This is a genomic window from Pseudomonas sp. S31, assembly GCF_016648105.1.
Classification (GTDB): Bacteria; Pseudomonadota; Gammaproteobacteria; order Pseudomonadales; family Pseudomonadaceae; genus Aquipseudomonas.
In genome coordinates this window covers 1-13,828 of sequence record NZ_JACVVE010000028.1, presented here as the reverse complement: position 1 = coordinate 13,828, position 13,828 = coordinate 1, and the positions used below count along the sequence as shown (strand labels likewise).

The window sequence follows — 13,828 nt, the reverse complement described above, 5'->3', positions numbered from 1 at the left end:
CCGCGAAGAGGCCCTAAAGGCCCAGCAACAATTCCCGGTAATCCTCGACCGCCGCAAACTCCTCGGTATCGCGCGGCTGCCCCCGGCTGTCTGGCTGGCGCACCGCCAGCAGATGCCCCACACCGAAGCGCCGCGCACTGCGCAGGATCGCCAGCGTGTCGTCAATGAACAGGCTGCGTTCCGGTTCGAACCCGATATCCGCCTGCAAGGCGTCCCAGAACTGCGGATTTTCCTTTGGAAACCCGTAATCGTGCGAGCTGATCAGCCGCTCGAAATAGGGCGCCAGCTCCACCCGCTCCAGCTTCAGCGACAGCGAGTCGCGGTGGGCGTTGGTGATCATCACCACGCGCTTGCCGGCCTGGCGGATGGCCGCGAGGAAGGTGTCGGCATCCGGGCGAAGGGCGATCAGGTCGGCGATCTCGCGCTTGAGCTCACGGATCGGCAGGTTCAGTTCGCGGCTCCAGAAGTCCAGGCAGTACCAGTTCAGGGTACCGGCGTTGCGCTCGAACAGCGGCTGCAGCTCGAGCTCGGCCATCGCCCGGCTGACGCCATGCAGGTCGGCGTAGCGTTGCGGCAGGTGATCGAGCCAGAAACGGTTGTCGTAGTGCAGGTCGAGCAGGGTGCCGTCCATGTCCAGCAGGACGGTATCGATGGCGGACCAGGGAAGAACAGGCATGGGAAACTCTCGATCAGTCGGCAAGCCACGGTATAGTAACCCGTTCACGCCAAGGAGCCGTCTCATGCGCCAGAAACCCACCGTCCTCAGCCGCGAAATCGTCGCCAGCAGCCGCCTGTTCCGCGTCGAGGCCGTGCAATTGCGCTTCAGCAACGGCAACGAACGCACCTACGAGCGTCTGGTCGGCCGCGGCAACGGTTACGGCGCCGTGATGATCGTGGCCATGCTCGATGCCGAGCATGCGGTGCTGGTGGAGGAGTACTGCGGCGGTACCGACGAATACGAGTTGTCGTTGCCCAAGGGCCTGATCGAGCCGGGTGAGGACGTGCTGGCGGCGGCCGAGCGCGAACTCAAGGAAGAAGCCGGCTTTGGCGCGCGCCAGCTGGAACACCTGACCGAGCTGTCGCTGTCGCCGGGTTACATGAGCCAGAAGATCCAGGTGGTGCTGGCCAGCGACCTGTACGAAGAGCGCCTGGAAGGCGACGAGCCGGAGCCGATGCGGGTCGACAAGGTCAACCTGCGCGAATTGTCGGCCTTGGCCATGCATCCGCAGTTCACCGAGGGGCGTGCCCTGGCGGCGTTGTACCTGGCCCGTGACCTGCTGATCCAGCGGGGGCTGTTCGAGGCATGAGCGACCAGCAATTGATGCATGAAGTGGTCAAGCTGGCCCTTGCGGCCGGCGAGGCGATCCTGCCGTTCTGGCGCGCAGGCGTTGCCGTGCAGAACAAGGCCGACGATTCACCGGTGACCGCCGCCGACCTGGCCGCGCACCAGGTCATTGCCGATGGCCTGCGCGCCCTGGCGCCGCAGATCCCGGTGTTGTCGGAGGAAGACTGCAATATCCCGCTGGCCGAGCGCCAGGGCTGGCAGCGCTGGTGGCTGGTCGACCCGTTGGACGGAACCAAGGAGTTCATCGCCGGCAGCGAAGAGTTCACCGTCAACATCGCGCTGATCGAGCACGGCGAGGTGGTGTTCGGCGTGGTGACCATGCCGACCAACGGGCGCGCCTATTTCGGTGGTCGTGATCTGGGCGCCTGGCGTGCCGAAGCCGATGGTCAGGCCGAGGCCATCGAGGTCCGCAATGCGCCACCGGTCGATGGCCGCTTCACCGTGGTTGCCAGCCGTCGCCATTCCAGCCCCGAGCAAGAGGCCTTGTTGGCGGGGCTTGGGGCGCAGGTGGGGGACCTGGAACTGGCCAATATCGGCAGCTCGCTGAAGTTCTGCCTGCTGGCCGAAGGCAGCGCTGACTGCTATCCGCGCCTGGCACCGACCTCGCAGTGGGATACGGCTGCGGCGCAGGGGGTGCTGGAAGGGGCTGGGGGTGAGGTGATCGGGGTCGATGGCCAGCCGTTCCGCTACCCGGCACGCGAATCGCTACTCAATCCGTATTTCCTGGCGATGCCCGCAAACGCTGCATGGCGCCAGGCCTTCCTGAGCTTGATCTGAAGCGCCCCCCCTGTAGGAGCGGCCTTGTGCCGCGATGGGCTGCGTAGCAGCCCCAGGCTCTCAGCCATCTGCCGGAACTGGGGCCGCTACGCAGTCCATCGCGGCACAAGGCCGCTCCTACAGGGGGCGTGTGAGGTATCAGCGATGCAGCACGTACTGCCCGCCGAAGGTCACGGCGGGCTCGTCGCTGCCGGCGTTGCTGACCGTGGTCTGCAGCGTCAGCCGCGCCCGGCCGCGGCGCTGATACATCGTCAGGAAACGCTCCCAGGTCTTCTCGTCCGGCGCCGCGCAGCGGGCGACCGCAGTGCCGGTCACCGGCAGCGGATAGTTGATCTGGCCTTCCTGGATGACGATATGCCCGTCGTCGATGCCCAGCTCGCGCAGGCGCAGGTGCAGCCAGCCCCAACCCACGAGCACTGCGGCGCAGTACAGGCTGCCGCCGAACATGGTGCTCTTGTGGTTGACGTTGGCCGCCAGCGGCAACTGCAGGCGCAGGCAGTGGGCCTGCCAGTCGATGACCTCCAGGCCCATCTCGCGGGTCAGGGGAATGGCGCTGTGCAGTACCGCTTGCAGGTACTGGCTGTCGGTGGTCATGGGCGGTTGTCCTCGTGGTCGTCGTGCGCGCTGCTGCCGCCTTCGAAGTTGAGGCCATGCTTGCGCAGCTTGTCGTGCAGGGTCTTGCGTGGAATGCCGAGGGCTTCGGCCAGGCTGCGCATGGAGCCGTGTGGCCGGGCCAGCTCGGCGGCGATCAGCGAGCGCTCGAACTGCTCGACCTGCTCGCTGAGGTTGCCGGCAACGACCGGCGTCGCGGTGGCTGCCGCTGGCGCTGGCTGGCCGTCGAGGGCCAGTTCCAGGCCCAGGGCGAAACGTTCGGCGGCGTTCTGCAGCTCGCGCACGTTGCCTGGCCATTCATGGCGCAGCAGGATGGCCCGATGGCCTGGCTGCAGGGTGTGGGGCGCCAGCCCGTGGCGCTCGCTGGCGGCATCGGCGAAGTGCTGGAACAGCACCAGGATGTCGTCGCCGCGCTCGCGCAGCGCCGGGATACGCAGTGGTGCGACATTGAGGCGGTAGTAGAGGTCGGCGCGGAAACGCCCTTGGTCGGCGGCCTGGCGCAGGTCTTCCTTGGTCGCGGCGATGATGCGGATGTCCAGCGGGATCAGCTGGTTGCCGCCCAGGCGCTCGACCACCCGTTCCTGCAGCAGACGCAACAGCTTCACCTGCACGTCCAGGCTCATGCTCTCGATCTCGTCGAGGAACAGCGTGCCACCGTTGGCGAACTCGAACTTGCCGATGCGGCGCTTCTGCGCACCCGTGAAGGCTCCCGGCTCGTGCCCGAACAGTTCGCTTTCGACCACCGACTCGGCCAGGGCCCCGGCATTGATGGCGACGAACGGGCCGTCGCGGCGGCTGGACAGGTCGTGCAGCGCGCGCGCCACCACTTCCTTGCCGGCACCGGTCTCGCCGAGGATCAGCACGTCGGCGCGGGTCCCGGCCAGGGCACCGATCTGTTCGCGCAGGCGTTGCATGGCCGGCGAGTGACCGACCAGGCGCGTGGCCAGTTGCTGGCGGTCGCTCAGGGCCAGGCGCAGGCTGCGGTTGTCCAGTACCAGTCGACGCAGGGCCAGAGCGCGGCGCACGCTGTCGAGCAGCGCATCGCTGGCGAAAGGTTTTTCCAGAAAGTCATAGGCACCCGCGCGCATGGCTTGTACCGCCAGCGGCACATCGCCATGGCCGGTGATCAGCAGCACGGGCAGCTCGTTGTCGCGTCCGTGCAGTTGCTCGAGCAGTTGCAGGCCGTCGATGCCCGGCATGCGGATATCGCTGACCACCACCCCAGGCCAGTCTGGCTCGATGCGCTCGGCCAGGCCCTGGGCGTCGGCCAGGCTGACCACCTTGAGCCCGGCGAGGTCCAACGTCTGGCTCAGGGCCTGGCGCAGGTGCGGGTCGTCGTCGACCAGGATCACCTGGGCCTGGCTGTCGATCGTTGTCGCGGTCGTCATGCCGACGTGTCCTCCGAAGATTGCAGGTTGGCCCCGGGCTTGGCCACGCGCAGGCGCAGGGTGAGCAAGGCGCCGCCTTCCGGGTGGTTGCCGAGCAGCAGTTCGCCGCCCAGGGCCAGCATCAGGCTTTCGCAGATGGCCAGGCCCAGGCCCAGGCCCTGGGTCCGCGTCTTGGTGGTGAAGAACGGCTCCTTGGCATGTTCCAGCGCCTGGCGGCTGAACCCCGGGCCGTTGTCACGGATGTACAGGTAGACGTCGTCTTCGCGCCGTTCGGCACTCAGCCAGAGCCTGCGCGGGTTGGCTTTCTCGGTCAGGGCGTCGAGGGCATTGGCCAGCAGGTTGCCGAGCACCTGACGCAGGCGGGTCTCGCCGGCCTGCACCCACAGGGTGGCCTCGGGCAGGTCGCGGATCAGTTCGACGGCCATCGCCCGCCGGCGCTTGGCCAGCAGCGCCAGCGCGTCGTCCAGTGCCGGTTGCAGCGCCACGCTCTCCGGAGCATGGCGATCGCGGCGGGCGAAGGCGCGCAGGTGGGCGATGATCGAGGCCATGCGCCCGGTCAGCTCGCCGATCAGCTTGAGGTTGCCGCGCACGTCCTCGGTACGCTGGTGGTCGAGCAGGATCTCGGCGTTCTCGGCATAGCTGCGGATCGCCGCCAGGGGCTGGTTGAGTTCATGGCTGATGCTCGCCGACATGGTGCCCAGCACCGACAGCTTGCCAGCCTGGACCAGTTCGTCCTGAGCCCGCACCAGCTCTTGCTGAGCGTTTTCGCGTTCGAGCACGGCGCTTTTCAGGCGAGTATTGAGGCCTTCGAGATCGGCGGTACGGGCAGCCACGCGTTTTTCCAGCTCCTGGCGGCCCCTGGCTTCGAAATCGATGCGGTCGATATAGTGGCGGCGCCGCTGCATCAGCAGGCCGGCCAGCAGCATCAGCACCAGCAGCGTGGCACCGCCGATGGCCATCACGGTCTGCACCGAGCGGTCGACCAGCATGCGCGGCGCCAGGATGCTCACCTGCCAGCCGGTTTCCTTGATGTCGCGGCTCTGCGAGATCCAGGCTTCGCGGTTGAGCTGCAGCGGCTGTGGCGCCTGGGTCGGGTAGGGCTGGATGGCGATGATCGCCTGGCGCTCTGCCTCGGTCAGTGGGCGGGTGGCACGGAAGCGCCACTCCGGCCGCGAAGTGAGGATGACCACGCCGTTGTGATCGGTCAGCAGCAGTTGCTCGGGCGTGCGGCCCCAGAGGGTTTCGGTATGGTCGAGGTCGACCTTGACCACCAGCACGCCGATCACTCGCTCGCGGTCGCGCACCGCCGCGGCGAAGAAGTAGCCGCGTTTGGCCGAGGTGGTGCCCTGGCCGAAGAAGCGGCCCAGGCGACCGGCCATGGCTTCGTTGAAATAGGGCCGGAAGGCGAAGTTGCGGCCGACGAAACTGTCGTGTTTATCCCAATTGGAAGCGGCCAGGGTGTTGCCGCTGACATCCATCAGGTACATCACCTCGGCACCGGTCTGCTGGGCGATGTCCTTGAGCAGGCGGTTGGCATTGGTCACCGCCTCGAGGCGGAACGGGTCGGCCAGCACGCCACGCAGCGCCGGCAGGTCCCCGAGGATCTGTGGCAGGGTTTCGTAACGGTGCAGGGTGCCGAGCAGGTTGGCTACGTACAGGTCGAGGGTCTGGCGGTTCTGCGAGGCCAACTGGTCCTGGTAATAGCGTTCGGCCAGGTGGTGCACCGGCCAGAGCAAGGGGGCCAGGCACAGGGCCAGGAGGGCAAGGCTGCGCCAGCGTGGGCGACGGGGAGGCGTGGGCTTTGCAATCATCGGGTGGAATGCGCCAGAAGGGTCTGGCGCAATTATGCGCTACTTCAGGCAGTCGATCAGCGCCTGCTGCCAGTGTGGTTGGCTGACCTGCCATTCACGGGCCAGGCGCGAGCAGTCCAGCCGTGAGTTGAACGGCCGCCGCGCAGGGGTCGGGTAGTCGCTGGATGGGATCGGCAGCAGTTCGGCGCAGGGCAGGCCACGGGCCTTGAGCTGCTCGCCGATGGCCTGGGCGAAACCGAACCACGACGTTTCGCCCTGGGCGGTGAGGTGGTAGGTGCCCCAGGCGCCGGCCTGGCCGGCTTGCCAGCGCTCGATCAGTGCACGGGTGCTGGCGGCGATGGTGCTGGCCCAGGTCGGCGCGCCGATCTGGTCGCTGACGACGCGCAGTTCGGGTTTTTCCTGCAGCAGCCGCTGCATGGTCAGCAGGAAGTTGCGCCCATGTAGGGAATACACCCAGCTGGTGCGCAAGATCAGGTGCTGGCCCGCCACCGCAGCGATGGCCTGCTCGCCCACCAGCTTGCTGCGGCCGTACACGCCCAACGGATTTGGCGCGTCGTCTTCGGTGTAGGGCGCGGGCTTGTCGCCGTCGAACACGTAGTCGGTGGAGTAGTGGATCAGCGGCACGCCCAGGCGAGCGGCCTCTTCGGCCAGCACCCGCGGGCCTTCGGCGTTGATCGCGAAAGCCAGCTCCGGTTCGCTCTCGGCCTGGTCCACGGCGGTATGCGCGGCGGCATTGACGATCAGGTCGGGAGCCAGCGCCCGCAGCGGTTCACGCAGGGCCTCGGGCTGGGCCAGGTCGAGCTGTTCGCGGCCAAGCAGGTGCAGTTCGCCAAGGCCGGCCAGTTCGGCCTGCAGGGCCTGGGCCACCTGGCCATTGCGGCCACAGACGAGGATTTTCATGGGAACAGCTCCGCGTCCTTGAACAGCACGCCGGCTTGGTCCTTGGCCGACAGTTGCGGCGGCTCGGCCAGCTCCCAGTCGATCGCCAGGGTCGGGTCGTCCCAACGGATGCAGCGTTCGGCGGCGGGGTTGTAATAGTCGGTGGTCTTGTACAGGAACTCGGCCGACTCGCTCAGTACCACGAAGCCATGGGCAAAGCCTGCCGGTACCCACAGCTGGCGGTGATTGTCGGCGGACAGGCGCACGGCGACCCACTGGCCGAAGGTCGGCGAGCGCTTGCGGATGTCCACGGCCACGTCTAGGACTTCGCCTTGCACCACCCGCACCAGCTTGCCCTGGGCGTTCTGCAGCTGATAGTGCAGGCCACGTAGTACGCCTTTCTGCGAGCGCGAATGGTTGTCCTGGACGAACGCCACGTCGACGCCGGTCTGCTCGGCGAAGGCGCGGGCGTTGAAGCTTTCGAGGAAGAAGCCGCGGCTGTCGCCGAACACCTTGGGTTCGATGATCATCACATCGGGGATAGCGGTCTTGATGATGTTCATGCGTGCTCTTTCGCCAGGGTGTGGAGGTACTGGCCGTAGCCGGTCTTCTTCAGTTCTTCGGCCTTGGTCAGCAGTTGCTCGCGGCAGATCCAGCCTTTCTGGAAGGCGATTTCTTCCAGGCAGGCCACTTTCAGGCCCTGGCGGTGCTCGATGGTCTGCACATACTGCGAGGCTTCCAGCAGGCTGTCGTGGGTGCCGGTGTCGAGCCAGGCGAAACCACGGCCGAAGCGTTCGACGCGCAGGTCACCGCGTTGCAGGTAGGCATTGTTGACGTCGGTGATCTCCAGTTCGCCGCGTGGCGATGGCTTGATGCCCTTGGCGATCTTCACCACGTCGTTGTCGTAGAAATACAGGCCGGTGACGGCGTAGCTGGACTTCGGTTCGAGCGGCTTTTCCTCGATCGACAGGGCCGTGCCCTGCTCGTCGAACTCGACCACGCCGAAGCGCTCTGGGTCCTTGACCCAGTAGCCGAACACCGTGGCTCCGGAAGGGTGGTTGACAGCACGCAGCAACTGCTCGCTGAACCCTTGGCCGTGGAAAATGTTGTCGCCGAGGATCAGGCACACCGGGTCGTTGCCGATGAATTCCTCGCCGATCAGGAACGCCTGGGCCAGGCCATCGGGAGAGGGCTGCTCGGCGTAGCTGAGATTGATGCCGAACTGGCTGCCGTCGCCGAACAGCTGGCGGTACTGCGGCAGGTCCTGGGGGGTGGAGATCAGCAGGATGTCACGGATGCCGGCAAGCATCAGCACCGAGATCGGGTAGTAGATCATCGGCTTGTCGTAGATCGGCAGCAGCTGCTTGGACACGCCGAGGGTGATGGGGTGCAGGCGGGTGCCGGAGCCGCCCGCCAGGACGATACCTTTTGTCATGCAATCAGATCCTTGAAGTCGGTGTTGCCCAGCCGTTCGCCTTGGTAGCTGCCATCCTGGACGTGCCTGCACCATTCGAGGTTGTCGAGGTACCACTGCACGGTCTTGCGCAGACCGGTCTCGAAGGTTTCTTCAGGAGTCCAACCCAGCTCGCGCTCGATCTTGCCCGCATCGATGGCGTAGCGCAGGTCGTGGCCGGGGCGGTCCTGGACGAAGGTGATCAGGTCGGCATAGTTTGCCACACCGGCCGGACGCTCGGGCGCGAGCTCCTCGAGCAGCGCACAGATACCGCGTACCACGTCGATGTTCTTCTGCTCGTTGTGGCCGCCGATGTTGTAGGTTTCGCCGACCACGCCCTCGCTGACCACCTTGAGCAGCGCCCGGGCGTGGTCTTCGACGAACAGCCAGTCGCGCACCTGCAGGCCATTGCCGTACACCGGCAGAGGCTTGCCGGCCAGGGCGTTGAGGATGACCAGCGGAATGAGTTTTTCCGGGAAGTGGAACGGGCCATAGTTGTTCGAGCAGTTGGTCAGCAACACCGGCAGGCCATAGGTACGCTGCCAGGCGCGGACCAGGTGGTCGGACGCCGCCTTGCTGGCCGAGTACGGCGAGCTCGGTGCGTAGGGCGTGGTCTCGGTGAACAGGTCGTCGACGCCGTGCAGGTCGCCATACACTTCGTCGGTGGAGATATGGTGGAAGCGGAAGGCCTGGCGCTTGTCCACCGGCAGGCGGCTCCACCAGGCGCGGGTGGCTTCGAGCAGGGCGTAGGTGCCGACGATGTTGGTCTGGATGAACGCTGCCGGGCCATCGATGGAGCGGTCGACATGGGACTCGGCGGCCAAGTGCATGATCGCATCGGGCTGGAAGCGTTCGAGCAGTGCCGAGACCGTGGCCTGGTCGGCGATGTCGGCCTGGACGAATTCGTAGCGGCTGTTGCCGGCAATGCGTTGCAGCGACTCGAGGTTGCCCGCGTAGGTCAGTTTGTCGAGATTGAGCACTTCATGTTCCGTGTGCTCGATCAGGTGACGTATGAGGGCCGAGCCGATGAAACCGGCTCCGCCGGTGACGAGAATGCGCATGTGCAATTGCCTTTGGCTAAGTGAGGTTGTTCCGAACCCGCCTAGCTTGTCGACTGTGCCCGCCCGAGGCAAGTGCCGCTTGCACCATGCGTCCGACACTTTGCACCAACGCCTACTTGTTTATTGGCCAGGCAAATGGCGATATAGGCGGAAAAAACCGAGGTTCCCTGTTCATGCCGCTCCGCACCCTGATCCAGCGTTCCAGCCAGCCCAGTCCTTCGCTCAGCGAAGCCCAGGCGCATGCCCTGCTGCGGGCGCATTATGATCTGGCGGGCAGTCTGCAGGCGCTGGGTAGCCAGCAGGACCTCAATTTCAGGCTCGACAGCGACCAGGGCCGCTTCGTGCTCAAGGTCTGCCACGCCAGTTACGCCCAGGTCGAACTCGAGGCGCAGCACGCGGCGCTGGCCTACCTGCGTGGGCAGGGCCTGCCGGTGCCGGCGGTGCGCAGTGCGCGCGACGGCCAGGCGCTGCTGGCCGTGGACGTCGAGGGCCAGCCCCTGCGGGTGCGTTTGCTCGATTACATCGACGGCCAGTCGCTGACCCGTCTCAAGCACATGCCGACACGCCTGATGGCCGAACTCGGCGAGCTGTGCGCCCGGGTCGACAAGGCCCTGGCCGGCTTCGACCATCCAGGCCTTGCGCGGACCTTGCAGTGGGATCCCCAGCATGCCCAGGCGCTGATCGCCCATCTGCTCCCCAGCCTGCAGGATGCGCCCAAGCGCGCCCGTATCGAGCAGGCGACCCGGCTGGCGGCCGAGCGCCTGGCGCCGCTGGCGGCGCAGTTGCCGAGCCAGGCCGTGCACCTGGACATCACCGATGACAACGCCGTGTGGGCCCGCGATAGCGATCGCCAGTGGCAGCTGCAGGGCGTGATCGACTTCGGCGACCTGCTGCGCACCTGGCGCATCGCCGACCTGTCGGTGACCTGCGCGGCGCTGCTGCATCACGCCGAAGGCGACCCCCTGCGCATCCTTCCGGCCGTGACCGCCTACCACGCCTGCAACCCGCTGATCGAGGTCGAACTGCGCGCCTTGTGGCCGTTGGTGCTGAACCGGGCCGCAGTGCTGGTGCTCAGCAGCGAGCAGCAACTGACGGTGGAGCCGGGCAACCAGTACATCCTCGATAACATCGCCCATGAGTGGGAGATCTTCGATACGGCCATGGCAGCGCCATGCGCGTTGATGGAAGCGGCCATCCTCCAGGCTGCCGGCTTCGACGCCGAGACTCCTGATTTCCACGGCTGCCTGCCGTTGCTGCCGACGATGGCCGGCCAGGCGCCGGCGCGACTCGATCTGGGCGTGTTCAGCCCGCACTTCGAGGCCGGCAACTGGGAGCAACCCGGCATCGACCAGCGTCTGCTGGCGGCGCAGCCAGTGCCGGCGTGCACCCTGCATGGCCAATACCGCCTTTCGCAAACCCATGTCGACCGCCCGGACGAGCCGGCCACCTGTGCCCTTGGCGTGGAGCTGCACGTACAACCCGGTACGGCCGTACAGGCGCCGCAGGACGGCATCTGGGCGCAGGCTGGCGCAGGGCGCGGCTGCTTGCGCGGCGCACACTGGAGCCTGTGGCTGAGCGGCCTGGAGCAGGCCCCGCAAGACGGCGCGGCAATTGCCCGGGGCCAGGCACTGGGCAGCACCTCGGCCATGCTCGGGGTGCAGCTGTGCCGAGCGCCCCAGCTGCAGCCACCGCTGTTCGCCAAGCCTTCCCACGCCGCGGCCTGGCTGGCCCTGTGCCCGTCGCCGAGCGCACTGCTGGGCTTCGAGTGCGACGCCGAGCCGCTGCCGGACCCGGTAGCCTTGCTGGCCCGCCGCGATGCCAGCTTCGCCCGTTCGCAGAAGCACTACTATGCCCAGCCGCCGCACATCGAGCGCGGCTGGCGCAACTACCTGATCGACATGCAGGGGCGCTCGTACCTCGACATGCTCAACAACGTCGCGGTGCTCGGCCACGGTCACCCACGCATGGCGGCCGAATCGGCGCGGCAATGGTCGCTGCTCAACACCAACTCGCGCTTCCACTACGCGGCCGTCGCCGAGTTTTCCGAGCGCCTGCTGGCCCTGGCACCGCCGGGTTTCGACCGGGTGTTCCTGGTCAACAGCGGTACCGAGGCCAACGACCTGGCCATCCGCCTGGCCTGGGCCTACAGCGGCGGGCGTGACCTGCTCAGCGTGCTCGAGGCCTACCATGGCTGGTCGGTGGCCACCGACGCCATTTCCACGTCGATCGCCGACAACCCGCAGGCCCTGGAAACGCGGCCGGACTGGGTGCACCCGGTGGAGGCGCCGAATACCTTCCGTGGCCGTTACCGTGGCGCCGACAGCGCCGCCGACTACCTGCGCGACGTCCAGGCCAAGCTCGCCGACCTCGATGCGCGCGGCCGCCAGCTGGCGGGCATGATCTGCGAGCCGGTGTATGGCAACGCCGGCGGCATCTCGCTGCCGGCCGGCTACCTGCGCGAGGCCTACGCCCAGGTCCGAGCCCGGGGTGGCGTATGCATCGCCGATGAGGTGCAAGTGGGATATGGGCGCCTCGGCGAGCACTTCTGGGGTTTCGAGGAGCAAGGCGTGGTGCCCGACATCATCACCATGGCCAAGGGCATGGGCAACGGCCAGCCTCTGGGCGCGGTGATCACCCGCCGCGAGATCGCCGAGGCGCTGGAGGCCGAGGGCTATTTCTTCTCTTCGGCCGGGGGCAGCCCGGTGAGCTGCCGGATCGGCATGGCCGTGCTCGATGTCATGCAGGAAGAGGGGCTGTGGCAGAACACGCGGGAAACCGGCGGCTACTTCAAGGCGCGGCTGCAGGCGCTGGTCGATAAACATCCGCTTGCCGGTGCCGCCCATGGCTCGGGGTTCTACCTGGGGCTGGAACTGGTGCGCGATCGCCAGACCCTGGAGCCGGCCACCCAAGAGACCCAGCAACTGTGCGATCGCCTGCGCGACCTGGGCATCTTCATGCAGCCGACGGGGGACTACTTGAACATCCTCAAGATCAAGCCGCCGATGTGCACCACCCGGGCCAGCGTGGATTACTTCGTCGATAGCGTTGACCGCATCCTGTCGGAAGATTTCTAACGACCCTGGCTACATATGCCGATTGTTATCGGTTTGTGTGGCTTTTTTATGCGTAAAGGTCTAATGGGTCTGCTTCAAATATCGATATATATCGGATATAAAGAGGCTATCCTGAGGTGCTGGCGCGCCGGCAGAACTGACGCACTGCGCTGCTATCCAATTGACCAACGACCTGGTGTGGATCGACACCGGGCCTTCGCAGAGGTTTATCGATGAAAACCCTCAACTCCACTCCCCGTGCCGACGGCTTCCACATGCCTGCCGAGTGGGCAGCGCAAAGCCAGGTCTGGATGGTCTGGCCGGAGCGCTCGGACAATTGGCGCCTGGGCGGCAAGCCGGCCCAGGCCGCCCACCTGACCCTGGCCAAGGCCATCGCCCGCTTCGAGCCGGTGACCGTGGCGGTTTCCGCCGCTCAATACGAAAACGCCCGGCGCCAGCTCGACCTGCCCAATATCCGCGTGGTCGAGATCAGCAACGACGACGCCTGGGTACGCGACACCGGCCCGACCTTCGTCATCAACGACCACGGTGAAGTACGCGGGGTGGACTGGGGCTTCAACGCTTGGGGGGGCTTCGACGGCGGCCTGTACGCGCCGTGGAACCGTGACGAGGAACTGGCCGCCAAGGTGCTGGAAATGGAGCGCTGCCAGCGTTATCACACCGAGGGCTTCGTGCTCGAAGGCGGTTCGATCCACGTCGACGGCGAGGGCACGTTGATCACCACCGAAGAGTGCCTGCTCAATCGCAATCGCAACCCGCACCTGGACCGTGAGCAGATCGAGGCCATCCTGCGTGACCACCTGGCGGTCGACACCATCGTCTGGCTGCCGGACGGCCTGTACAACGACGAGACCGACGGCCACGTCGACAACTTCTGCTGTTACGTCGCGCCGGGCGAAGTTTTACTGGCCTGGACCGATGATTCCAACGACCCCAACTATGCACGTTGCCACGCTGCCTATGAGGTGCTGAAGAACACCCGCGATGCCAAGGGCCGCGAATTCGTCGTGCACAAGATGCCCATCCCTGGCCCGCTGTACGCCACCGAAGACGAGTGCGCCGGGGTCGACCAGGTGCAGGGCAGTCAGGAGCGCGACCCATCGGTGCGCCTGGCCGGCTCGTATGTGAACTTCCTGATCGTCAACGGCGGCATCATCGCGCCGAGCTTCGATGACCCGGCGGATGCCGAGGCCAGAGCGATCCTGGGCAAGGTCTTCCCCAACCATGAGGTGGTGATGATCCCGGGCCGTGAATTGTTGCTCGGTGGCGGCAACATTCACTGCCTGACCCAACAGCAACCGGCACCGGTCAAGCGCTGACCGCTACCCTGGGGCGCACAGGCCCGTCTGGGGACGTGATGCTGTTCATTTGAGAATGCCGGGGCCGCAAAGCGGCCCCCGCGAAGTATTTTTGAGAACAAAAAAACAA

12 protein-coding genes are annotated in these 13,828 nt (G+C 66.3%); 4 read left to right on the top strand and 8 right to left on the bottom strand.

All coding sequences use genetic code 11. The features are described 5' to 3' along the window. Positions 1-13 precede the first annotated feature (13 nt). Positions 14-676, bottom strand: coding sequence for a GMP/IMP nucleotidase (gene yrfG / locus IAE37_RS19580; protein WP_201176150.1), 663 nt, complete (start codon positions 674-676; stop codon positions 14-16). Positions 677-740: 64 nt separating this feature from the next. Between yrfG and nudE the strand changes: the two genes are divergently transcribed. Beyond that, a complete protein-coding gene (nudE, locus tag IAE37_RS19575) occupies positions 741-1,307 on the top strand; it encodes an ADP compounds hydrolase NudE (RefSeq protein WP_201176149.1) in 567 nt (188 codons plus the stop codon). Further along, positions 1,304-2,122 (top strand): 3'(2'),5'-bisphosphate nucleotidase CysQ, encoded by an 819-nt coding sequence (cysQ, locus tag IAE37_RS19570; protein ID WP_201176148.1) that lies wholly within the window; start codon positions 1,304-1,306, stop codon positions 2,120-2,122. The genes nudE and cysQ overlap by 4 nt, the downstream gene beginning before the upstream one ends. Before the next feature lie 138 nt (positions 2,123-2,260). Here cysQ and IAE37_RS19565 read toward each other — a convergent pair whose 3' ends face one another. From IAE37_RS19565 to rfbB, 7 genes are read right to left on the bottom strand one after another with little or no spacing between them, the layout of a single operon-like run. After that, positions 2,261-2,716, bottom strand: coding sequence for a thioesterase domain-containing protein (locus tag IAE37_RS19565; RefSeq protein WP_201176147.1), 456 nt, complete (start codon positions 2,714-2,716; stop codon positions 2,261-2,263). Continuing rightward, positions 2,713-4,122 carry a sigma-54-dependent transcriptional regulator gene (locus IAE37_RS19560; RefSeq protein ID WP_201176146.1) on the bottom strand — a complete coding sequence of 470 codons (1,410 nt, stop codon included), beginning with the start codon at positions 4,120-4,122 and terminating at the stop codon, positions 2,713-2,715. Before IAE37_RS19560 ends, IAE37_RS19565 begins: the two co-directional genes overlap by 4 nt. Beyond that, the gene (locus IAE37_RS19555; RefSeq protein WP_201176145.1) at positions 4,119-5,933 is read right to left on the bottom strand and encodes a sensor histidine kinase; all 1,815 of its coding nucleotides are present in this window, start codon (positions 5,931-5,933) and stop codon (positions 4,119-4,121) included. The genes IAE37_RS19560 and IAE37_RS19555 overlap by 4 nt, the downstream gene beginning before the upstream one ends. 39 nt (positions 5,934-5,972) lie before the next feature. Next, a complete protein-coding gene (gene rfbD, locus IAE37_RS19550) occupies positions 5,973-6,833 on the bottom strand; it encodes a dTDP-4-dehydrorhamnose reductase (RefSeq protein WP_201176143.1) in 861 nt (286 codons plus the stop codon). Beyond that, entirely contained in the window at positions 6,830-7,375 is a 546-nt protein-coding gene (gene rfbC / locus IAE37_RS19545; protein ID WP_201176141.1) for a dTDP-4-dehydrorhamnose 3,5-epimerase, read from the bottom strand. Before rfbC ends, rfbD begins: the two co-directional genes overlap by 4 nt. Beyond that, the gene (rfbA, locus tag IAE37_RS19540; RefSeq protein ID WP_201176139.1) at positions 7,372-8,247 is read right to left on the bottom strand and encodes a glucose-1-phosphate thymidylyltransferase RfbA; all 876 of its coding nucleotides are present in this window, start codon (positions 8,245-8,247) and stop codon (positions 7,372-7,374) included. Before rfbA ends, rfbC begins: the two co-directional genes overlap by 4 nt. Beyond that, a complete protein-coding gene (rfbB, locus tag IAE37_RS19535) occupies positions 8,244-9,326 on the bottom strand; it encodes a dTDP-glucose 4,6-dehydratase (protein WP_201176137.1) in 1,083 nt (360 codons plus the stop codon). The genes rfbA and rfbB overlap by 4 nt, the downstream gene beginning before the upstream one ends. Before the next feature lie 173 nt (positions 9,327-9,499). Here rfbB and IAE37_RS19530 point away from each other — a divergent pair, with 173 nt between their 5' ends. Next, a complete protein-coding gene (locus IAE37_RS19530) occupies positions 9,500-12,400 on the top strand; it encodes an aminotransferase (protein WP_201176136.1) in 2,901 nt (966 codons plus the stop codon). Between the two features lie 212 nt (positions 12,401-12,612). After that, the gene (aguA, locus tag IAE37_RS19525; protein WP_201176135.1) at positions 12,613-13,719 is read left to right on the top strand and encodes an agmatine deiminase; all 1,107 of its coding nucleotides are present in this window, start codon (positions 12,613-12,615) and stop codon (positions 13,717-13,719) included. The last annotated feature ends 109 nt before the right edge of the window (positions 13,720-13,828 follow it).

Bases quoted from the DNA above. Each gene is read 5' to 3' on its own strand.
- yrfG (WP_201176150.1), bottom strand. From the start codon at position 676: ATGCCTGTTCTTCCCTGGTCCGCCATCGATACCGTCCTGCTGGACATG.
- nudE (WP_201176149.1), top strand. From the start codon at position 741: ATGCGCCAGAAACCCACCGTCCTCAGCCGCGAAATCGTCGCCAGCAGC.
- cysQ (WP_201176148.1), top strand. From the start codon at position 1,304: ATGAGCGACCAGCAATTGATGCATGAAGTGGTCAAGCTGGCCCTTGCG.
- IAE37_RS19565 (WP_201176147.1), bottom strand. From the start codon at position 2,716: ATGACCACCGACAGCCAGTACCTGCAAGCGGTACTGCACAGCGCCATT.
- IAE37_RS19560 (WP_201176146.1), bottom strand. From the start codon at position 4,122: ATGACGACCGCGACAACGATCGACAGCCAGGCCCAGGTGATCCTGGTC.
- IAE37_RS19555 (WP_201176145.1), bottom strand. From the start codon at position 5,933: ATGATTGCAAAGCCCACGCCTCCCCGTCGCCCACGCTGGCGCAGCCTT.
- rfbD (WP_201176143.1), bottom strand. From the start codon at position 6,833: ATGAAAATCCTCGTCTGTGGCCGCAATGGCCAGGTGGCCCAGGCCCTG.
- rfbC (WP_201176141.1), bottom strand. From the start codon at position 7,375: ATGAACATCATCAAGACCGCTATCCCCGATGTGATGATCATCGAACCC.
- rfbA (WP_201176139.1), bottom strand. From the start codon at position 8,247: ATGACAAAAGGTATCGTCCTGGCGGGCGGCTCCGGCACCCGCCTGCAC.
- rfbB (WP_201176137.1), bottom strand. From the start codon at position 9,326: ATGCGCATTCTCGTCACCGGCGGAGCCGGTTTCATCGGCTCGGCCCTC.
- IAE37_RS19530 (WP_201176136.1), top strand. From the start codon at position 9,500: ATGCCGCTCCGCACCCTGATCCAGCGTTCCAGCCAGCCCAGTCCTTCG.
- aguA (WP_201176135.1), top strand. From the start codon at position 12,613: ATGAAAACCCTCAACTCCACTCCCCGTGCCGACGGCTTCCACATGCCT.